Source organism: Methylobacterium sp. C1 (assembly GCF_001854385.1).
In the GTDB taxonomy this organism is placed as follows: domain Bacteria; phylum Pseudomonadota; class Alphaproteobacteria; order Rhizobiales; family Beijerinckiaceae; genus Methylobacterium; species Methylobacterium radiotolerans.
Genome location: NZ_CP017640.1, coordinates 5,562,671 through 5,582,542, shown reverse-complemented (window position 1 = coordinate 5,582,542; position 19,872 = coordinate 5,562,671). Strand labels below are relative to the sequence as shown.

At 70.3% G+C, this 19,872-nt stretch carries 16 protein-coding genes and 1 pseudogene; 5 read left to right on the top strand and 12 right to left on the bottom strand.

The annotated features are described in order from the left end of the window. From BKE41_RS25745 to BKE41_RS25730, 3 genes are all read right to left on the bottom strand, one after another. Entirely contained in the window at positions 1-3,249 is a 3,249-nt protein-coding gene (locus BKE41_RS25745; RefSeq protein WP_043075181.1) for a CusA/CzcA family heavy metal efflux RND transporter, read from the bottom strand. Between the two features lie 11 nt (positions 3,250-3,260). Then, positions 3,261-4,628 carry an efflux RND transporter periplasmic adaptor subunit gene (locus BKE41_RS25740; protein ID WP_071000282.1) on the bottom strand — a complete coding sequence of 456 codons (1,368 nt, stop codon included), beginning with the start codon at positions 4,626-4,628 and terminating at the stop codon, positions 3,261-3,263. Between the two features lie 793 nt (positions 4,629-5,421). Further along, entirely contained in the window at positions 5,422-5,685 is a 264-nt protein-coding gene (locus BKE41_RS25730) for a hypothetical protein (protein ID WP_024828435.1), read from the bottom strand. A gap of 266 nt (positions 5,686-5,951) precedes the next feature. On the opposite strand from BKE41_RS25730, the gene BKE41_RS25725 reads away from it, so the two are divergent. Next, on the top strand, positions 5,952-6,683 hold the full coding sequence (locus BKE41_RS25725) for a YoaK family protein (protein WP_043075184.1): 732 nt from the start codon (positions 5,952-5,954) through the stop codon (positions 6,681-6,683). On the opposite strand, the gene BKE41_RS25720 is transcribed toward BKE41_RS25725, so the two are convergent. Then, positions 6,617-8,038, bottom strand: coding sequence for an ATP-binding protein (locus BKE41_RS25720; protein WP_083374422.1), 1,422 nt, complete (start codon positions 8,036-8,038; stop codon positions 6,617-6,619). The genes BKE41_RS25725 and BKE41_RS25720 overlap by 67 nt on opposite strands. Continuing rightward, on the bottom strand, positions 8,035-8,781 hold the full coding sequence (locus BKE41_RS25715) for a response regulator transcription factor (protein ID WP_024828438.1): 747 nt from the start codon (positions 8,779-8,781) through the stop codon (positions 8,035-8,037). Before BKE41_RS25715 ends, BKE41_RS25720 begins: the two co-directional genes overlap by 4 nt. Positions 8,782-9,348: 567 nt before the next feature. Between BKE41_RS25715 and BKE41_RS25710 the strand changes: the two genes are divergently transcribed. After that, positions 9,349-9,645, top strand: a complete 297-nt coding sequence (locus BKE41_RS25710; protein WP_107645318.1) for an MgtC/SapB family protein — start codon at positions 9,349-9,351, stop codon at positions 9,643-9,645. A gap of 63 nt (positions 9,646-9,708) precedes the next feature. On the opposite strand, the pseudogene BKE41_RS25705 reads toward BKE41_RS25710, so the two are convergent. Beyond that, positions 9,709-10,023: pseudogene (locus BKE41_RS25705) on the bottom strand (IS256 family transposase); the annotation flags it as partial. 337 nt (positions 10,024-10,360) lie between these two features. On the opposite strand from BKE41_RS25705, the gene BKE41_RS25700 reads away from it, so the two are divergent. Beyond that, a complete protein-coding gene (locus BKE41_RS25700; protein WP_071000281.1) occupies positions 10,361-12,556 on the top strand; it encodes a heavy metal translocating P-type ATPase in 2,196 nt (731 codons plus the stop codon). 127 nt (positions 12,557-12,683) lie between these two features. On the opposite strand, the gene BKE41_RS25695 is transcribed toward BKE41_RS25700, so the two are convergent. Next, positions 12,684-13,295 (bottom strand): SCO family protein, encoded by a 612-nt coding sequence (locus BKE41_RS25695; protein WP_024828449.1) that lies wholly within the window; start codon positions 13,293-13,295, stop codon positions 12,684-12,686. A gap of 558 nt (positions 13,296-13,853) precedes the next feature. Here BKE41_RS25695 and BKE41_RS25690 point away from each other — a divergent pair. Continuing rightward, positions 13,854-14,792 (top strand): NAD(P)/FAD-dependent oxidoreductase, encoded by a 939-nt coding sequence (locus BKE41_RS25690; RefSeq protein ID WP_043075186.1) that lies wholly within the window; start codon positions 13,854-13,856, stop codon positions 14,790-14,792. Between the two features lie 985 nt (positions 14,793-15,777). Here the strand turns inward: BKE41_RS25690 and BKE41_RS25685 are convergent. Genes BKE41_RS25685 through BKE41_RS25670 form a run of 5 tightly spaced genes read right to left on the bottom strand, consistent with a single transcriptional unit; the run spans position 15,778 to position 18,178 of the window. Then, the gene (locus BKE41_RS25685; RefSeq protein WP_043075188.1) at positions 15,778-16,203 is read right to left on the bottom strand and encodes an MgtC/SapB family protein; all 426 of its coding nucleotides are present in this window, start codon (positions 16,201-16,203) and stop codon (positions 15,778-15,780) included. A gap of 30 nt (positions 16,204-16,233) precedes the next feature. Next, on the bottom strand, positions 16,234-16,389 hold the full coding sequence (locus BKE41_RS31320; protein WP_159392780.1) for a hypothetical protein: 156 nt from the start codon (positions 16,387-16,389) through the stop codon (positions 16,234-16,236). Between the two features lie 48 nt (positions 16,390-16,437). Then, a complete protein-coding gene (locus BKE41_RS25680; RefSeq protein WP_024828456.1) occupies positions 16,438-16,821 on the bottom strand; it encodes a hypothetical protein in 384 nt (127 codons plus the stop codon). After that, a complete protein-coding gene (locus BKE41_RS30545) occupies positions 16,818-17,813 on the bottom strand; it encodes a thioredoxin family protein (RefSeq protein WP_052516998.1) in 996 nt (331 codons plus the stop codon). The genes BKE41_RS25680 and BKE41_RS30545 overlap by 4 nt, the downstream gene beginning before the upstream one ends. Continuing rightward, entirely contained in the window at positions 17,801-18,178 is a 378-nt protein-coding gene (locus tag BKE41_RS25670) for a hypothetical protein (RefSeq protein ID WP_124262951.1), read from the bottom strand. The genes BKE41_RS30545 and BKE41_RS25670 overlap by 13 nt, the downstream gene beginning before the upstream one ends. A 220-nt stretch (positions 18,179-18,398) precedes the next feature. Between BKE41_RS25670 and BKE41_RS25665 the strand changes: the two genes are divergently transcribed. Continuing rightward, positions 18,399-19,274, top strand: coding sequence for a LysR substrate-binding domain-containing protein (locus tag BKE41_RS25665; protein WP_024828459.1), 876 nt, complete (start codon positions 18,399-18,401; stop codon positions 19,272-19,274). Positions 19,275-19,872: the final 598 nt, after the last annotated feature.

Here is a 19,872-nt window from a genome sequence, read left to right as displayed (position 1 = left end):
CTACTCCGCCGCCTTGAGGTGCCGGGGGGCCGCCTCGCCCGGCCGCTGGGCCGCCTTCGCGGGCTCGACCTTGCCGAAGCGCGCATAGAGGGCCGGCAGCACCACCAGGGTCAGTAGGGTGGCGCTGATCAGGCCGCCGATGACCACGGTGGCGAGCGGCCGCTGGATCTCGGCGCCGGTCTCGGTGGCGATGGCCATGGGCACGAAGCCGAGCGACGCGACGAGGGCGGTCATCGCCACCGGCCGCAGCCGGGTCATGGCGCCCTCCAGGATCGCCTCCCGCTTCGGCCGGCCCTCGGCTACGAGCTGCTTGATGAAGGTCAGCATCACGAGGCCGTTCAGCACCGCCACGCCCGAGAGCGCGATGAACCCGACCGCCGCCGGCACCGAGACGGGCATCCCGCGCAGCCACAGGGCCACGATGCCACCGGTCAGCGCCAGCGGCACGGCGCTGAACACGAGGAGCGCGTCGCGCGGGCTGCCCAGCGCCGAGTAGAGCAGCAGGAAGATCAGGAAGAAGCACACCGGCACCACGACGGCGAGCCGCTTCTTGGCCGAGGCGAGGTTCTCGAACTGCCCGCCCCAGGTCACGTAGTAGCCGGGCGGCAGCTGCACCTGGCTCCCGACCTTCACCTGGGCCTCCGCCACGAGCGAGCCGATGTCGCGCCCGCGGACGTTGGCGGTGACGACGACCCGGCGCTTGCCGTTCTCGCGCGAGATCTGGTTCGGCCCCTCCGCGACGGAGAAGCTGGCGACCTGCTTGAGCAGGACCGAGGTCGCCCGGCCGTTCAGGCCGGGCGGCAGCGGCACCGGGATGTTCTCCAGGGCTTCCCGGTCCTCGCGCACCGTGTCGGTGAGGCGCACCACGATGGGGAAGCGCCGGTCGCCCTCGAACACGACCCCGGCGTCCCGGCCGCCGATCGCCGCGCCGATGACGTCCTGGATCGCCCCGGTACTGAGGCCGTAGCGGGCCGCCTCGGCCTTGTTGATCTTGATCTCCAGGAACGGCAGGCCCGCCGTCTGCTCGACCTTAACGTCCTCGGCGCCCTCGATGCCCCTGAGGATGGCCGCGACCTGGTTGGCGACCTTGAGCATCGGCTCGAACTCCTCGCCGAACACCTTCACGGCGAGGTCGCCGCGGCTGCCGGCGAGCAGCTCGTTGAACCGCAGCTGGATCGGCTGGGAGAACTCGTAGACGTTGCCGGCGAGTTGCCCGACCGCCTTCTCGATCTGCTCCTGCAGCTCCGCCTTGGGCAGCTCCGGATCCGGCCACTCCTCCTGCGGTTTGAGGATCACGAAGGTGTCGGACGAGTTCGGCGGCATCGGGTCCGAGGCGACCTCGGCGGTGCCGGTCTTCGAGAAGACGTAGGCGACCTGCGGGAACTTCGAGACCACCTGCTCGACCTTGAGCTGCATAGCCTGCGACTGGCTCAGCGAGGTCGAGGGGATGCGGGTCGCGTTGAGCGCGATGCTCTTCTCGTCCAGCGTCGGGATGAACTCGGTGCCGAGCCGGGTGAACAAGGCTCCCGCGACGACGAGCAACAGCAGGGCCCCGCCGACGAACGCGAAGGGCGCCCTGACCGCGGCGCCGAGCACAGGCCGGTAGGCTCCCTTGAGCGCCCGGATGATCAGGTTGTCCTTCTCGGTGACCTTGCCCGTGATGACGATGGCGATCAGCGCCGGCACGAAGGTCAGCGAGAGCACAAAGGCGGCGACCAGCGCGATGATCACGGTCAGCGCCATCGGCTGGAACATCTTCCCCTCGACGCCGGTGAAGGTCAGCAGGGGCACGTAGACCAGGATGATGATCGCCTGCCCGTAGAGGGACGGCTTGATCATCTCCTCGGCCGAGGCCCGCACCGTCTGCAACCGTTCCTCGGTGTCGAGGGTCCGGCCCAGCGCATGCTGTTTCTCGGCGAGGTGGCGCAGGGCGTTCTCGGTGATGATCACCGCCCCGTCGACGATCAGCCCGAAGTCGAGGGCGCCGAGGCTCATCAGGTTGGCCGAGATCTTCGCCTCGACCATGCCGGTCATGGTCATCAGCATGGCGACCGGGATCACCAGCGCCGTGATGATCGCCGCCCGGATGTTGCCGAGCAGCAGGAACAGGATGACGATGACGAGGGTCGCGCCCTCGGACAGGTTCTTGGCCACCGTCTTCACGGTCGCCTCCACCAGGCGGGTCCGGTCGAGGACGGTCTGGACCTCGACGCCGGGCGGCAGGCTCTTGCGGATCTGGTCCATCTTGGCGTCGACGGCGGCCGCGACCGTGCGGCTGTTCTCGCCGATCAGCATCAGCGCGGTGCCGACCACGACCTCCCGCCCGTCCTCGCTGCCCGAGCCGGTGCGCAGGTCGCGGCCGATGCGGACCTCGGCGATGTCCTTGATCCGCACCGGGATGCCGCCGCGGGTCGCGACCACGACGTTGCCGATGTCGTCCATGTTCTCCAGGCGGCCGGCGGCGCGGACGACGTAGCCCTCGCCGTTGTCCTCCAGGTAGCGGGCGCCCTGGTTGGCGTTGTTGGTGTCGAGGGCGCGCCCGACGTCCGCGAAGGACAGGTCCAGGGACGCGAGCTTCGTGGGATTGGGCTGGACGTGGTACTGCTTCTCGAAGCCGCCGATCCCGTCGACCCCGGCAACGCCGGGCACGGTCTTGATCAGCGGCCGGATGATCCAGTCCTGGACCGTGCGCAGGAAGGCGGTCTGCTCCAGCGGGGTCCTGAGGCGCTGGCCCTCGGGGGTCAGGTAGCTGCCGTCCGGCTGCCAGCCGGGCTTCCCGCCCTGCGAGACCTTGCGGTCGCCCGGTTTCGCGTAGTGGATCGACCACATGTAGATCTCGCCGAGGCCCGTCGAGATCGGGCCCATCGCGGGCTCGGCGCCCGGCGGCAGGTCTTTCTTGACCTGGGCAAGGCGCTCGGCGACCTGCTGGCGGGCGAAGTAGATGTCGAGGGTCTCGGCGAAGACCGCGGTGACCTGCGAGAAGCCGTTGCGCGAGAGCGAGCGGGTGTATTCGAGGCCCTTGATGCCGGCGAGCGCCGTCTCGACCGGGTAGGTGACCTGCTTCTCGATGTCGACCGGCGACAGCGACGGCGCCGTCGTGTTGATCTGCACCTGGTTGTTGGTGATGTCGGGCACCGCGTCGATCGGCAGCTTGGTCACCGCGTAGCCGCCGAAGCCGGCGGCGAGCAGGGACAGCAGGAGGATCAGCCAGCGCTGGTGGACGGAGAAGTCGAGGATGCGGGCGATCATGGTCCGTCCCCTCAATGGTCGTGGTCGGCTTCGGACTTGCCGAGCTCGGCTTTCAGCAGGAAGGTGTTGCCGACCGCGAGTTCGTCGCCGGCCTTCAGGCCCGAGGCGACCTCGACGGCGTCGTCGTCGGACCGGCCGAGTTCGACCTCGCGCTTCTCGAACCCCTCCGGCGTCCGCACGAAGACGACGCTCTTGCCCTCGACCGTCTGGACCGCCGCCTTGGGCACGCGGACGGCGACGTCGTCGCGCGAGACGTCCACCTCGGCGGTGACGTAGGTCCCCGGGCGCCAGGACATGTCCTTGTTCGGCAGGGCGACGACGACCCGCGCGGCGCGGGTGTCGGCGTTGAGCAGCGGGCTGACGAAGATGACCTTGCCCCGGGCCTTCCGCTCGCCGTCCCCCTGGTCCGGGGTGACCGTGACCTCCGCGCCCTCCTTCACCTTGGCGAGTTCCGAGGTCGGCACGGAGAGCTCGATCCAGACCGTCGAGAGGTCGGCGACGGTGTACACGTCGGCGGGGTCGCCCTCCTTGCCCACCGCGGTGCCGACGTCGACCTTGCGTTCGACGATCCGGCCCGCGAGCGGCGAACGCAGCTCGTACTGGCGCAGCGTCGAGGCGTTGGGCGTCGCCTCGTCGCGCTTCTGGGCGGCGGCGACCTCCGCGGCGTTCAGGCCGAGCGCAGAGAGCTTCTGCCGGGCGAGGTCGACGCGCAATTGGTTCTCCTGGAACACGGCCTTGGCGTTGTCGTACGCGGCCTGAGACGCCGCCGCGGACGCCAGCAGCTTCTGCTGGCGCTCGAAGTTGATCTTCTGCAGGTCCGACTGCACCATGGCGGTGAGGTACTCGCTCTTGGCGTCGGCGACCTCGCGGCTGTCGAGCACGGCGACGACGTCGCCCTTCCTCACGTCGTCACCCAGGCGTTTGCGCATCTCGGACACCGTGCCGACGACCCGGACCGGGACCCGGGCGATCCGGTCGGTGTCCGGCGTGATGGTGCCCGGCGCGAGGATGTGCCGGGAGATCGTCCCGCCCTCCGCCTTGGCGACCTTGATGTCCTGGTTCTCCACCTGCTCGGCGCTCATCTTGATGTGGCCTTCCTCGCCCTCCGACTCGGAGTGCTCGTGCTCGCCGCGCGCCTGGCCGTCGGCCTTCCCGGCCGAGGGCTTGCCGTGGTCGTGGCCGTCGTCCGCGGTCTCGGCGGGTCCCTTGGCTGGCTCCTTGGCGGGGGCACTTGTAGCCGGCCCTGCGGCGTACGTGACCATCGACGGCGGCACGCCGACCGCGGTCAGGAGGCCGCGGACGAAGCCGGAGACGGCGGGAAGGGTGGCGCCCGCAAAGACGCCGGCGGCCACGAGGACCGCGGTCAGAAAGATGCGCATGATGTTCGCTCGGCCGAGACCGTGCGCCGTCAGGGACGGCGCCGTCGTTGATGCTGGGTGACGTGCGGCGACGCCCCGGAAGCGATCAGCTCCGCGCGGACGCGCCCGTGGCAGCGTCGCCTCAGGCGCGCGGGGGCCTCGGCAGGCGGTCCGGGAAGACCGAGCGGACGGACGCGGCGACCCGCGCGTAACTCAGGCGCGAGGCCATGACAGGCGTGGCCGCAGTCGTGCCATGCGGACTGACGGCGAGGTGACAGCCGCAATGGAGATGGCTGTGCACACCCGGGTCGGCGGCCCTATCCGCAGCCGCCCCCTCGTCGGACGCGACGGCGAGTTCCGTGCGGCCGTGCCCGTGATGCCCCTGGTGGTACGCTAGGTCAGAGGCCATTCCGGCGCTCGGCGCCGCCATGGCGAGCGCCAGGACCAGGGCGAGCGCGCGCGCGGCGGTCGACCACCACCCCATGACCGCCCCGAAGGACCTATGGCTCCGCGCCGCTGGCATCACCGCCCTTATGACCGATTAGAGGATTCGACCGCAAGCCATCGCCATCCAGGTCGCCGGCCGGAGCGAAGGTTGTCCGGGCGCCCCCACGTACCCGCCCCGACTGGCGTCGGGGCGGGCGTTCCACGGCACGCTTGAGGGGCAGACGACGCACCGTGAACCCTTTGTCGCGCGGGCCGGCTCAAGCGAGCGCGTAGCCGATGCTCGCGGCGAGAACCGCGAAGACGACGAGGAGGGGCAGCAGTCGCATGACGGCATCTCCACCCTTCGCCTCCACCGCCCGCGCGGCTGTCACCTCTTGCCGCTGGCGTCCTGGCTGTGCCCGTGGGCGTGGCCGTCGTTGGCGCCGTGCGCCGGCGTGCCGTCGGACCGCCGCTCCTGCGACTCACGGACCCGCGGATCGTCGCGGTGGGCGGGTCCGCCGGAGACGCCGCCGGTGTTCGGGACCGCGCGCTCGGGGTTCGCCGCGTTTCCGTGCCCGTCGATCGCGAGCGCGGGCAGCGCGGCCGCGGCGAGCGTCGCGACGGCGAGGGCGGCGGTGAGCGTCCTCTTCATGGGTCCATCTCCTGTCCGGTCTGCGGTCGGGCCGACCGCTTCGGGACCCGAGATAGACGACCCGTATGTCTGCCGGTCGCCGCGTCGGTGACGAAGTGTGTCCGCTCCGCACACGGGCATCCGGGCCTGTCGCAGCCCGGACGATCGCGTCGACACACTTCGTCACCGTCCGGAAAAGCCGCGACCACGGGGCGGCCTTAACCCTGGCGGCAGCCCGGCGCGACCGAGCGAGGCCGGAACACCCACCCGAAGATCATAGGTGACGAATGGACAAATCCTTCCCGTCGAGCCCAGCGACGCGCGTGCCGCTCGCCATCGCGCTGGCCGCGCTGGCGGGCTCCGCGGACTCGATCGGATTCCTCGAACACTCGCAGCTGTTCATGTCGTTCATGAGCGGGAACACGACCCGCTTCGGGGTCGCGGCCAGCGGTTTCGACTGGCCGGGAGCCATGCGCTTCGGCAGCACCATCTCTCTGTTCTGCTTCGGCGCCTTCGTCGGGACGCTTCTGGCGGCTTGGGCCGGCCGGTGGCGCCTCTCGGTCCTGCTCGGCGTCCAGGCCGTGCTGCTGTCCATCGGCAACCTCCTGCCGGAGGGACCGGAGGCGTTCCCGCTTCACGCGTACCCGGTCGTGCTGGCGTTGGGGATCCTCAACGCGACGCTGCAGGACGAGGGCGGCCGAAGCCTTGCGCTGACCTACGTCACGGGAACGGTCGTGCGCTTCGGGACCGGGCTCGCGAACATGGTCCTGCACGAACCCGCGCCCTCCTTCTGGCTCCAGGCCCCGCTCTGGGGGGGCCTGACCGCGGGGGCGGTCGCGGGCGGCTTCCTGCAGAGGCTGCTCGGGCCCGACGCCTTCCTCGTGCCCGCCGCGCTCTCAGCGGCGCTGGCGGCAGCCACGCTGCTACTGACGCTGGCGCTGCCGGGCAGCGCCTACGTGTCCAACGCGCGGTCGGCGCAGCCGGACGCGCACCCCGACGCGCCGGCGACCGCGCGCTGAGGGCCGGCCGGGGGGACGCCGCCCTGACCGCGCCCGCCCGGCCGAGGCAGGCGGATCTCGGCCCGTAGGCCTCCCCCGGGCCGGTTCGCCAGGCGGAGGCTGCCACCCTCGGCCTCGACCGCCCGTCGCGCGATGGTCAGTCCCAGGCCGGTCCCGCCCGTGTTCCGGTTTCGCGACGCCTCCAAACGCACGAACGGCTCGAAGGCCCGGGCCACGTCCTCCGACGGGATACCGGGCCCGTCGTCGTCGACGTGCACCACGAGGTCACCGTCTTCGAAGCCCAGGGCGATGCGCACCCGGTCGCCGTAGCGGACGCCGTTGTCGACGAGGTTTTCCAGTGCCCGCCGAAGCGCGACCGGCCTCACTTCCGCCAGCGCCCGTCCGGGGCCGGCATACGCGACATCCCGGCCGGCGTCCGCCGAGGCGTCCGCCACCCCCATCAGGAGGCTCGCGACGTTGACGGCCTGCCGCGCTTCCGGGTCGTCGCCGCCGCGCACGTAAGCCAGGGTCGCCTCGACCATGGCCTGCATCTCGTCGAGGTCCGCCGCCATCGCGCGACGCTCGTCGGCGTCCTCGACCCGGTCGAGGCGCAGGCGGAGCCGGGCGATGGGCGTGCGCAGGTCGTGCGAGACCGCCGCCAGCGCCTGGGTCCGCTCGGCGACGAGACCGTGGATGCGGTCCTGCATGGCGTTCAGCGCGCGCCCGATCCCACGCGTCTCGTCCGGCCCCACCTCCGGCACCGGTACGACCGCCCCGCGGCCGATCCGCCCGGTGGCGCGGGTCAACTCGCGCAGGGGGCCGGCGATGCGGTGAACCACGACCACGGCGGCGACACCGACCAGGATGGCCATCGCCGTCGCCAGGTAGGCCCAGGCCCCCAGGCGGGCGAGGCCCGGCGCGTGGGCCGAGCGGAAGGTCAGGTAGCCGCCGTCAGGCAGCGGGAAGGCGCCGCGCAGGTCCCGCTGGCGCAGCGGCTCGTCCGGCGCGGCCAGGGTCAACGCAAGCTTCGGGCCGAGCACCGGCTCGACCTCCAGGACACGGTCTCGGAGGTCCAGCAGCGCCGGGTCGGTCCCGACGGCCCCGGCTGGCGGCCCACGTTCCCAGCCGATCTCGAAATGCGCCGAAGAGAGCGCCTGCGCCTCGGTCCCGCGATCCTCCGGAGGCCGGCGCAGCACCGCCTCGCGCGCCAAGACGAGTTGGTGGGCGATCTCGGTCGCGAACGCGTCATCGGCGGCGGCCGACGCCGACCGGCGGTAGAGCGCGAGCGCGCCGCCGTGCACGGCCAGGACCGCCAACAGGAGGACGGCGACCGTGCGCCCTTCCAGGCTGCGGGCGAGGCCGGCCAGCCCCCTCAAGTGCGCCCGACCTTCGCGGCCAGCATGTAGCCGGAGCCGCGCACCGTCTTGATCACCGGGGCCGCGCCCTCGGGCGGTTCGAGCTTGCGCCGGAGGCGGCTGACCAGGGTGTCGACGCTGCGGTCGGATGGCGCGGCGAGGCGCCCGCGGCCCATCTCAAGGATCTGCTCGCGGCCGAGCACCCGCCCGGGATGCTCCAGGAAGACCAGGAGCAGGTCGTGCTCCGCCCCCGACAGGTCCACGGCGGCTCCCTCGGGATCGGTCAGGGCCCGGCTGCGCAGGTCGAGGCGCCAGCCGGCGAAGGACAGCGTCTCCGGCCGCGCCGCGGCGTTGGGAGCCGGCGCGATGGTCGCGCGGCGCAGCACCGCGCGGATGCGGGCCAGCAGCTCCGGCCGTCCGAACGGCTTGGCGATGTAATCGTCGGCGCCGAGCTCCAAGCCAAGGACCCGGTCGGCCTCCTCGTTGCGGGCGCTCAGCATGATGACGGGTACGGTGCCCTTCACCCTGAGGGCCTTGAGCAGGTCGAATCCGGAGGCGCCCGGCAGCATGACGTCGAGCAGGACGAGGTCGACGGGCACCTCGGGCAGGAGCGTCCACATCTCGGCGCCGCTCCGGCAGCCCGTCACGCGGTAGCCGCTCTCCCGAAGGATGCGCGCGACGAGCACGCGCATGCCGTCATCATCCTCGACGAGGAGGATGTGCTCCGTCGGGGAAGCCCCGCCCCGTTCACCGCCCTGCTCCATCAGGCGCCTGTCCCGCCGGCCGGCGAGGGACTGCCCGTCGGGGCCGCGGCAAGGAACCTCTTGGCCGCCGGCCACCAGGGGGCTGTCCGAAGGGGTGCGGCAGGGGAGCCGCAAGGTCGGCCGGCCTCGACGGCCCGAGCCTCGGCCTTGTCCGCGTGTGGCGCCCTCGTCATGAACCCTCCACCGTGTCGGCCGAGGACGGCCCATGCAAGGGCAGGCTTCCCGGCCCTCGACGGGATCGTCGCGCCCTGCCGCGGGGCGCGGTCGCCCCCCGAGCCGGCCGACCGAGACCTGTCCCGTTCGCGTCAAACCGTGTCAAGGCCGCCTGTCCGCACTGAAGGCCGTTATCATCGCGGTTCTAGTAGGTCCGAGGACGCTCCCGCCGGTCCCCCCGGGGCGGCCCATCTTGACCACGCCCCTTTCTCGTCGCGACGCCGCATGCCGGTCCTGGCCATGACGCCGTTCCAAACGAACGCGCGGTCGGTGGCCTCCCACCTCATCCGCCCTTCATTGGCGCCCGCGATCCCGATCGGATGAGACCGCGAGCGGAATGCGCGCTCCGCAGGGATTCGGACCTTCCCCCTTGGCTCCATCGCCGCCTGCGGCTTCGTGTGGGTCGCCATTCGGGCCGTCGGGATCGACCCCGGCAATCCCGCCAGCATCATCGAAGGCTTGGCCACCGGCGTAGGCTTCATCGGCGGCGGCGCGGTCCTCCAGCGCGCCCGGCGTACGTCGGGTACGGCCACGGCTGAGAGCTTGTGGGCGACGGGCGCGGTCGGCGCGGCGGCGGTCTCAGGCCTCCACGACGTCGCCCCCATCCTGATCATCGTGATGTTCCTCGCCTGCGCCGACTCGCGCCCCTGAATCGGCCATGGGCGTCGCATCTGCCTGGATCTCCCAATCCGCGGAAGCGATGCGCCGCGCCTATTTCGGCGGGAGCGTCGAAGTGAAGCGGCCCCGGTCCAGAAACCCGTTCCAGCCGTGTTTCTGGACGCGAACGCATGCTATAGGCTTCAGGCCGATGCCAGTCTGGAGAGCTCGCTCGGGACCGTGGCCGTACCGCACAAGCCGGACGCGCCCTTCCGGCAGCCGCAGATCCTGCATCGCGCTCGGGACGACGTCCGCTTCCATCTCGAAAGCTTGAGCGAGCGGGCGGCGGTCGCCGGTGCGCAGCACCTCTACCGGGCGATCGTCGACGTCCTCGGGCTGACGAAGCCGGACGACGTTGGGCGGTGTCTCCATGCCGGATCGCTCTCGCCGAGAGGTTCTGGCAGGCCAGGACACCCGCCCCGATACGCCGCCTTCAAATCACCGCCGTCGCTCGATCTCCGGCATTGCTCGATGGCGGAAGCCCCCGGCATTTACCTTGGTGGCAGCCCGACAGGCGGCCGAACGACACCTGGAGACTCACCCTTCGGCCGGACCAGGATCGGATGCGGGGTACCCCCGGCGGATCGTCGGCTTCTTGAGCCCGGCGCGACACTCAGGAGCGCGGTGGACCTCGCCCCGAACATGGGGCTTGAACCTCTAGTCGGTAGAGGTCGTACACGCCCTGGCGAGGCGACAAGGACCACGTTCCATGAATCCCACACTGGCTACCTCCCGCTACCGCATCGCCGGCATGGACTGCGCCGCCTGTGCGGCCAAGATCACGAACGCCGTGCGCCGCGTGCCCGGCGTCTCCGACGTGTCGGTGTCGGTCACAGCCGGGACGATGACCGTCGAGCATGAGGATGACCCGCATCTCGGAGTCGCCGTGGTCCGCCAGGTCAACGGCCTCGGCGGTTATCGCGCCGCGCCCCTGTCCCAGGCGACTCAGGCCGACGTCGATGGCACCGGCACCCATAGCCATGGCCCCGACAATGCGAACGGGCAGGCCCAGAGCCACGACCATGGGACGCCAGCGGCGGAACCGTGGTGGCAGGGTGCCAAGATCCGCTTGGCAGCCGCGAGCGGCTGCGCCTTTGCACTGGCCTGGCTCGCCGCCAAGGTCGTCCCGGCCTACGAGCCCTGGTTTTACGGCGCCGCCGTCCTCGTCGGGCTCGTCCCCATCGCCCGGCGCGCCTTCGCCGCAGCTCGGTTCGGCACGCCCTTCACCATCGAAAGCCTCATGACGATTGCGGCCGCGGGCGCCCTCGTCATCGGGGCCGCCGAGGAGGCCGCCGCGGTGGTGTTCCTGTTCCTGATCGGCGAGCTGCTGGAGGGCGTGGCGGCCGGCCGGGCCAGGGCCTCGATCCAGGGCCTCGCGGCGCTGGTTCCCAAGACCGCCCTGGTCGAGCGCGACGGCACCACGACCGAGGTGCCCGCCGAGCAGCTGACCGTCGGTTCGGTCATCCTGGTGCGGCCCGGTGACCGCATCGCCGCCGACGGCGAGGTGGCCGAGGGGACCGGCGCCGTCGACGAGGCGCCGGTCACCGGCGAGAGCACGCCCAAGCGCAAGGGGGTGGGCGATGCCGTCTTCGCCGGCACCGTCAACGCGGATGGGGTGCTGCGCGTGCGCGTGACGGCGGCGGCGGCCGACAACACCATCGCGCGGATCGTGCAGCTGGTGGAGGAAGCGCAGGAGGCCAAGGCTCCGACCGAACGTTTCATCGACCGCTTCTCCACCTATTACACACCCGCCGTCGTCGCGGTCGCGGCGCTCGTCGCGGTCGTGCCGCCGCTGGTGTTCGGCGGGGCCTGGGGCGAATGGATCTACAAGGGCTTGGCGATCCTGCTGATCGGCTGCCCCTGCGCGCTGGTCATCTCGACGCCGGCGGCCATCGCCGCTGCCCTCTCGGCCGGCGCCCGGCGCGGCTTGCTGATGAAGGGCGGCACGGTGCTGGAGGGGCTCGGCGCCATCAAGGCCGTGGCCTTCGACAAGACGGGCACCCTGACCGAGGGCAGGCCCAAGGTGACGGACATCGTGGCGATCGGGCGGTCCGAGGACCAGGTGCTGTCCCTCGCCGCGGCGCTGGAGACCGGATCGAGCCACCCGCTGGCGCTCGCCATCCTGGGGCGGGCCAAGGCCGCGGGCGTGCCGGTGCCCCCCGTGAGCGACGCTTCGGCCCTTGGCGGCAAGGGCATCCTCGGCCGGGTCGGCGGCAAGGCGGTGTTCCTCGGCTCGCCGGCCGCGGCGGCGGAACGCGTCACCGTGCCCGAGGAGCACCGAACGCGCATCGCGGCGCTCAACGGCGAGGGAAAGACCGTGTCCGTGCTGCTCGACGGCGACGCGCTCGCCGGCTTCGTCGCGATGCGCGACGAGCCGCGCGCCGACGCACGGGCCGGCATCGAGGCGCTCAGGGCCTCGGGCGTGGAGCCGGTGATGCTGACCGGCGACAACCGGCTGACCGCCGAGGCGATCGGGCGGGATCTGGGCCTCGCGGTGCGGGCCGAGCTGTTGCCGCAGGACAAGCAACGCATCGTCCGCGAGTTGCAGGCGGGCGGCCGGAAGGTCGCCAAGGTCGGGGACGGCATCAACGACGCGCCGGCCCTCGCCGCGGCCGACATCGGCATCGCGATGGGGGGTGGCACCGACGTGGCGCTTGAGACCGCGGACGCGGCGGTGCTGCACGGTCGGGTCACGGATGTGGCCACCATGATCGCGTTGTCGAAGCGGACCATGGGCAACATCCGTCAAAACATCGCGGTCGCGCTGGGGTTGAAGGCGGTATTCCTGGTGACGACCGTGATCGGCGCGACGGGGCTGTGGCCGGCGATCCTGGCCGACACCGGCGCCACCGTGCTCGTCACCATGAACGCGCTTCGGCTCCTAGCACCCATCCGGAGCGCCTGAGACGTGGCGGACCGTCCGCGCCGCTGACTTCCGGCAGTCAGCGTCCGTTGACGGCCGCCCCGTGCGGGTAGCGCCCCGCCTTGGACGAAGGACGTGGCGTCGGAGGGCGCTGCATCGGCCCTCCGCCTCAGCGAGCGATCAGCCGCCTCAGCTTCAGCAGGCGGGTTTCTCTCGGTTCGTGGGGGTCGAGCGCGTTCGCCATCCCGCCCCCAGGGCGCATCAGGTAGGTCGTAGCCGTGTGGTCCATCGTGTAACCGCCGCCCTCGATCGGGACTTTTCGGAAGTAGGCGTGGTAGGCCCTCGCGGCCGCCTCGACCTCCGCGATCGTCCCGGTGAGGCCGACGATGCGCGGGTCGAAGGCCCGGAGGTAGTCGGCGAGGATCTGCTTTGTGTCCCGTTCGGGATCGACCGTGACGAACAAGGCAGTGACCTTGTCCGCATCCGGGCCAAGCGCCGCCAAGAGCTCGGTCATCTCCAAGAGGGCGGTCGGGCACACCTCCGGGCAGTGGGTGAAGCCGAAGAAGACCGCGAGTGGCCTGCCTTCGAAGTCACCATCCGTCAGCACCTCGCCCTTGTGGCTTGTCAGACGGAAAGGGCCTCCGATTTGGGTTCGGTCCGGTGTCGACGCCATCCGCCGTGGCTTCGGCTCGAAGAGGCCGTTGCCGTAGAGGCCAAACGCGACCAGGGCCGCCAGGGAGAGCGTCCAGGGACCGGCCCGCACGATGCGAAGTCTCTTCATCGGAGTTTCCCATGATGCCCGCGCCCTTTTGACCGACCATGCTTCCGGCGGCGCGATGGAGGATCGCGCCGGGGAGGAGGCGACGAATGGGGCAGCGCGGGAGGTGATCTCCGCATCCCCAGGATCGAACAGAGTGGGAGCACGCGGCGATCCTGAAGCAGCATCGCACCGTGAGCGCGCCAGGGACGGGACATGGGACGCTGGAGTGATACTTGTCCTCGCGGGGAGCGGAACGGCAGCTGGCCTGCCTCGAACGATTTGTGTGAGGAGCTCTCGCATCGGAAGAGGCGATCGGCGTTTGCCGCAGAGATCGGCCGTAGCACCTGTCGGGCTATCCGATGCAGCCCGCTCCGGGCTGCTGGCCTCGATGGGTTCGGCAAACAGGGGCTCGATCTGCGCATTGGGCTATGTCCCGCCGAAGCTGAGACGCGCTACTTTGCTCCAGCCGAGGTGCGAGCCTCGGCCGCCCGACCCAAACCAAAACGTCTCCGGGAAACCTGGGCCGGTTCACGCAATCCGCGGGCGGCACTCGTCCGGAGCCATGAGGAGGCGATGGCAATGAGCGGCAGCGATGAGCGGCCGATAGACACGCTCGTGATCGGCGGTGGCCCTGCCGGGCTGACGGCAGCGATCTATCTCGCCCGCTACCACCGGACGGTTGCGGTCGTCGACGACGGCAACAGCCGGGCCAAATGGATCCCGCGCTCGCACAATCACGCCGGCTTTCCCGACGGCATCGGCGGGGAAGAACTCCTGGCGCGCATGTCGGCGCAGGCCGGACGCTACGGCTCTCGGTTCGTGAGGGGCCGCATCGACGTGATCGAGGGGCATCCCGGCCGCTTTCTCGCGCGGGGAGACGGCATCGCCCTGGTGGCACGCACCCTCATCCTCGCGACCGGAACCGTGAACCGGCGGCCAGACGTCGATCCGGACACGCACCGACGGGCCCTCGATCGCGGCCAGCTCCGGTACTGTCCGGTCTGCGACGGCTTCGAAGCAACGAGCCAGGCGATCGGCGTCATCGGCGCTGACGCGCGCGGCGTCGCGGAGGCCTTGTTCCTACGCACCTACTCCGCTGACGTCACGCTTCTCCCGACCGGCCCGATGGAGATCACGGCCGGCGACCGCTCGCTTCTCGAACGGGCCGGCGTCGCGATGGAGGCACGTCCGCTGGCGCGGCTTGTCTTCGACGACGACCGCGTCACCGCGCTTTTGGAAGGTGGCGGCGAGCGCCGCTTCGACACCGTCTACCCCGCGCTGGGATCGGACTCGAACGACGGCCTCGCGCACGCGCTCGGGCTGGAGATGGGAGACGGCTGCTGCATCGCGGTCGACCAGAAGCAGCGCACGAGCCGCGAGGGCATCTATGCCGCGGGCGACATCGTCTACGCTCTCGATCAGATCAGCGTCGCCATGGGCCACGCCGCGATTGCGGCGACGACCCTGCACAACGATCTGCGCGCGCAGGAAGGCCGTAGTCAGCCGGGCCTTCCCTGACAATGCTCATTGCCAACCTCTTCATGATGGCGGTTGAAGCGTCGGGCGCGCAGGTGCAGTGCTTCGGGATGACCGATGCTCGGCAGATCGGCTGGACGGCGGTCATAGCGGTTGTGAGGGGCTGAGCTGGTTGCGCCGCTGGGGGGGACAGCGCCCCTGCACACGGCGCGCTCGGGCGACGACCTCGACACGACCGTCGCTCCGGATGAGGCCTTCGATGGTGGAGCATGGCAGGGATGGGGACAGGATCATCTCACCTCGTGAAGCAGCCCGTGCCCCCCTCGCAGCAACCTTGCCACCCGAGAGGCGAGTGAACCACCGAGCCGCTACTGCTGGCGGATTACCCCGCGCCGGCCGTTGGCTGGGGCATCCGGCAGATCGCGCTGGAGGAATTGGCGGTCGCGAACATGGTGTGCCCGGCCTCCGGCGCCATGCCTGAGCCAGGCACGCACATGGCGCAGAAGGAATGGATGAACCGGTCCATCCAGGACGCGGGCTGGGGGACGTTGACCGGGATGGTCCGCTACAAGGCCGCGAGAGCCGGTGCCGCGCTGATCCTGGTCGATGCGTAGAGCACGCCCGCCGAGTGCGGGTGGTGCGGCGCGGCTCCGCCGGCGCCGCTGCCCGTGCGGGGCGGACGAGCACCGTGACGTCAATGCGGCCAGGGTGATCCTCGGCCGTGGTCGCGCGGCGAAGGCCGCTGGCGAAGGGGTCACCCCTCGGGGGCGCCGACGCGGGCCGTCGGGCCGTGCGTCGCCCCGGGATGCACGGCCCGGCGTGAACCGCGCCGGAGACCGGCGGGCGAGGTCATCGGCCTCAAATGACGACTGACCCGAAAAGACCCTCGTGCCCACCGAGATGCCGGAGCCGGCGGGCAGCGTCCGACTTCCGGATGGCGAGCTCCCCGATCCTGAGCACGCCGAGCCGGTCGGGCGCGTGGCGGGGCGGGCTGTGCGGGTCCGCCTCGCCGGCCCGCACCGGCGGCCTATCCCTTGAACGCTGTGTTGAGCTGTAGGGTCGCGAACGTCACGATCGATAGGATCGCGGCGATGTCGTAGAGCCCGTAGCCGACGGCTGCCCCGAGCGCACCCGTCGCCCACAGGCTCGCCGCAGTGGCGGTGCCGGAGGTTCCCCCGGCGCGCTTGAGGATCGCGCCGCCGCCGATGAAGCCGACGCCGGTGATGAGACCCTCGATGATCCGCGCCTGACCAGCCGAATCCTGGCCCAGCACTCGGATGGCGACGATCACGAAGCCGCAACTGGCGATCGCCACGAGCGGGAAGGTGCGCAGCCCTGCGCTCCGAGCCTCATGCTCGCGGTTCCAGCCGATAGGCAGGGCCAGGGCGTACGCGACCGCGAGGGCGATGAGGTGGGAGGCGACCTCCCAAAGGTCGAAGTTGCGTCCTGGCATTCGGTCCCCCTGCCCGACCGGGCGATCCGTCTACGACCTCAGGACGACGAGCGTCGCCTTCTCGATCCGCGCGAAGACGGCGATCACATACACGTACTTCGGGCAGGCCCCTACCGCGGAGCAAAGCCCCATGCGCTCGGCCATCGCGAACCCCGAGGCCCCCTTGCGGGCGGAGCTGGCAGTCACATCACGGCACCGCCCGATCCCAATGGGGGCGGCCGAGCGACCGTCCCGTTAGGTGGATGTTTCCGATGGCACTTCCGTATCGCCGGGCGCGGCATTCGGCTTCCCGGCCTCCCGCACGGACGACCGCAGCGCATCGCGAATGTCCTCGTCATCGGGGAGCGGATCGTAGCGACCGTTGCGGTGGCGGTAGAGGCGACAGGTCAAGGCGGCGGGCTCATCGCCGACCGGCGCGATGTCGCGGCCATCGACACGGATCGTGGGCGAGCCGACAAAGTTCTCGTCCCTCGCCTCCCGCAAGACCAAGATCTCGCGCAATTCGATGGCCTGTGGATCCAAGCCGAACTCCGGCAGGAGGCGGCGCAGCTGGGTCAAAGCCTCCGCGTGAGACGGGCAGTCCTCCCAGTAAAGCAGTGCGACATGCGGCGGGGTCATCGCTCGCTCCCGCCAGGACCGGACCCGAGGGTCCACTTCACGGTGCAACCGACGGGTTTGGTCTCAGGGACTGCCACATCCCTTCCGGCGAGCACGGCGTCCAGGGCGGCGCGCAGCCATCCGGCGTCGCGGGATGGGTCGCGGTGGTCCTCATCCGGCGCACCGTGATAGGCGACCCGTCCGTCGGCATCGAGCACGAACGCCTCTGGGGTATGGCGTACGCCCCATGCCCGAGCAACTTCCTGGCCGGCGTCCATCAGGTAGGGACTGGCCATTTCCCCGGCCGTCACCCGATGTCTGCAGGCATCCAGCGTGTCATGGGGGGAAACGATCGGGTCGTTCGCGTTGATCTGCAGGACGCGGACCAACAGATCATAATCACGCGCCACGTTTTGTATGCGCTCATGCCAGGCAAGTGCCCAGGGGCAGTGGTTGCAGGTCCAGACGATCAGGGTGGCCGGGACCCGCCCTCCGTGCAACGACGTCGACCGGTCGCTCGTATCGCGCAGCACGAACGGCGGGGCACGATCCCCCACGCGGAGGGCAGGCTTGAGATCAGCAGGCTCCTTGTGGTGCGGCGAAGGCTCCAGATGTTGGATGCGCCCGTCGTCTCCGAGAGTGAAGGCGACATCGAGCGCCGAGAGGCCGTTGGGACCAGTGCGCCCATCCGCCCCGCCGGTGAACCTCGCGCGAAGGGCCAGCCTCGTGGCGGTTGCGGCGGGCAACAGGCGCCATTCCAGCGCCTGCATCGCAGGTCCGGCCGGCATCCGCGCTTGGTGAGCCAAGACCGCATCGATGCCGACGACCGTCTGGCCGGCAAAGGTCAGTCTCACGTCGTCGCTCAGCGCGGAACGGCGGGCGGCATCGGCCGAGGGCCCGGTCTGCCCGAGGGCGTTCATCCATGCGGCGACGGCAGTCGGGAGCTTGTCAGGCAACACCATGGTTCGAATCTCCTCGTGGGACACGTCGCTGGTCTGGGTCAGCCGCCCCATCGCTCGGAGCCGTCCCGGTCGTTGCGCCAAGGGGCGTCACGACCGACGCGACACAGGGTGATGGCGAACAGTTGGACCGACGATCCATCGAGCGAGTAGACGCTGTCCTTGCAGGCAAAGTCGGCGCTTCCGGTCTCGCGCTGCACCAAGACTTGCCCCGTGACGGGACTGGTCCAAGGCAGAAGGGGCTTGGCCGTCCAAGCGGCCGTGGCTCCGGGCGGGAGATCGGCGACTGCGCTGCTGATGGCGGCCATCTCTCCGGCGTGTATCAGGCGCTGCCAAAGTCGGCCCGCGGCACCGACGACGGGTAACGGCACCAGCAGCACCGCCGGGATCAAAAAACGGAAACGTCCTTGCGGCAACACGACCCTTAACCTAGCGAATGAACGTTGCCTCGATGCGACGCGGCCCCGGTACCGCCGATCCCGCGGTCCAACTCGCGCCGCACGAGTCGGCTGACCTCCGCGCGAGACGCTCCCTTGGCCCGGTGCGGGGAACGATCCGATGCCTGCGGCACACCCGACGGCATACCGGCGTCCCTGCGCGACCGCCAATCGTCATTGATGCAGGCTGTGATCAGGATCGATGATCAACCTTGAGCTTCGGCACCTACGATCGTTCGTCTGTCTCGCCGAGGAACTACACTTCGCGCGAGCCGCCGCACGCCTCAACATCGTGCAGCCGGCGCTCAGCGCGCAGATCCGCGGCATGGAGGGCATGCTCGGCGTTGAGTTGTTCGATAGAGGCCGACACAAGGTGGCGTTGACCGAACCAGGGCGCCTCTTGCTGGCCGAGGCCCGCGCAACCCTGGCGCAGGCCCAACACAGTATCGAGGTCGTTCAGCGCGCCGGGCGCGGGGAGGCCGGCCACCTACGGATCGGCTACACCGGCGCCGCTGCGTACTCGGGACTGATGTCGCGCCTGGTCCGCGATTTCCGCCGACGCGCGCCCGCCGTCACCTTCGGCTTCGAGGAGCTGTATCCGACGCTGCAACGCGATGCGCTCCTGGCAAGCCGCATCGACATGGGACTGATGGTGTTCCTGCCCTCGTTCCGCGACGAGCGGCTGGCCCATCGCGTGATCGAGCATTGGTCGCTGGTGGTTGCGCTGCCTGCCACCCATCCGCTCGTGTCCTGCGATCGGATCCGCCCCGATCAACTTCAAGGAGATGCGTTCGTCGTCTACGCGGCGCACGGCGGGGAACTCGGCGGGGAAGTTTTGGACCGGATCGGTGTGGTGCCGACCGCCGTCCATAGAGCCGCAACCGTGACCTCGCTCCTTGCCCTCGTTGCAGCCGGGCTTGGCCTTGCCGTCGTTCCCTCGGGTTTGGCAATCAGCACGACCGCCGACGTTGTTTTCCGATCCCTCGACTTATCGATTCCACCGCTGGAGGTTTCAGTCGTCTATGACGCGACGACCATGGTCCCGGCCCTGATGAATTTCATCAATGCATTCACATGACGGTCGCTGGCGAACGTTTCCGGCACAAAGACGCTCACTTCGCCATGTCAGCGAGATTCCTCGCAGGGATTGTATGTCGGAAGCGGGAAGATCGATTGGGTCGGTTGTCGTGATGAAAGCCGATCGCGGCCGCGATCGGCGACAGGTGGCATCAGCCCTCGACCTCGGCCATTAGCCCTTCAACCGATCCGGCGGCGCTCGGCCGCGGCATCGGGATGATCGTGGCGACTTTTCTCGGGTTCGGGGCGGTCGCTGCGAGACGGAACTCGTATCGCGGTCGGTTCGGTCCTCGCAACCGCAGGCAATCCAAGCTTCACGCAGCAAGCCCTGCCGGCCTCGTCGTGGGCGACATTCCGACGGACACGTCCGCGTCCCACAAGCCAAGCCGGCGCGTCGTCGGCATCGTTCTCGGCCCTGACCCCGGTGGACGTATCTTACGAGTACCGTCGCTCACGGTACAGGGTGCATCGTTTCGAGTCCTGTCTCAGTTTGAACCAGCCCGCGGGCCGGCGCTCCTGCGATTCCGTCCCACTTCCCGGACGCGCATGCGCGGCGGGGTCTGCGGCCCAGGCGACACCACGGACTGGTGGCCGGGGCC

Excerpts from the sequence above, each read along its gene's own strand:
- BKE41_RS25745 (WP_043075181.1), bottom strand. The coding sequence starts at position 3,249 with ATGATCGCCCGCATCCTCGACTTCTCCGTCCACCAGCGCTGGCTGATC.
- BKE41_RS25740 (WP_071000282.1), bottom strand. The coding sequence starts at position 4,628 with ATGCGCATCTTTCTGACCGCGGTCCTCGTGGCCGCCGGCGTCTTTGCG.
- BKE41_RS25730 (WP_024828435.1), bottom strand. The coding sequence starts at position 5,685 with ATGAAGAGGACGCTCACCGCCGCCCTCGCCGTCGCGACGCTCGCCGCG.
- BKE41_RS25725 (WP_043075184.1), top strand. The coding sequence starts at position 5,952 with ATGGACAAATCCTTCCCGTCGAGCCCAGCGACGCGCGTGCCGCTCGCC.
- BKE41_RS25715 (WP_024828438.1), bottom strand. The coding sequence starts at position 8,781 with ATGGAGCAGGGCGGTGAACGGGGCGGGGCTTCCCCGACGGAGCACATC.
- BKE41_RS25700 (WP_071000281.1), top strand. The coding sequence starts at position 10,361 with ATGAATCCCACACTGGCTACCTCCCGCTACCGCATCGCCGGCATGGAC.
- BKE41_RS25695 (WP_024828449.1), bottom strand. The coding sequence starts at position 13,295 with ATGAAGAGACTTCGCATCGTGCGGGCCGGTCCCTGGACGCTCTCCCTG.
- BKE41_RS25690 (WP_043075186.1), top strand. The coding sequence starts at position 13,854 with ATGAGCGGCAGCGATGAGCGGCCGATAGACACGCTCGTGATCGGCGGT.
- BKE41_RS25685 (WP_043075188.1), bottom strand. The coding sequence starts at position 16,203 with ATGCCAGGACGCAACTTCGACCTTTGGGAGGTCGCCTCCCACCTCATC.
- BKE41_RS25680 (WP_024828456.1), bottom strand. The coding sequence starts at position 16,821 with ATGACCCCGCCGCATGTCGCACTGCTTTACTGGGAGGACTGCCCGTCT.
- BKE41_RS30545 (WP_052516998.1), bottom strand. The coding sequence starts at position 17,813 with ATGGGGCGGCTGACCCAGACCAGCGACGTGTCCCACGAGGAGATTCGA.
- BKE41_RS25665 (WP_024828459.1), top strand. The coding sequence starts at position 18,399 with ATGATCAACCTTGAGCTTCGGCACCTACGATCGTTCGTCTGTCTCGCC.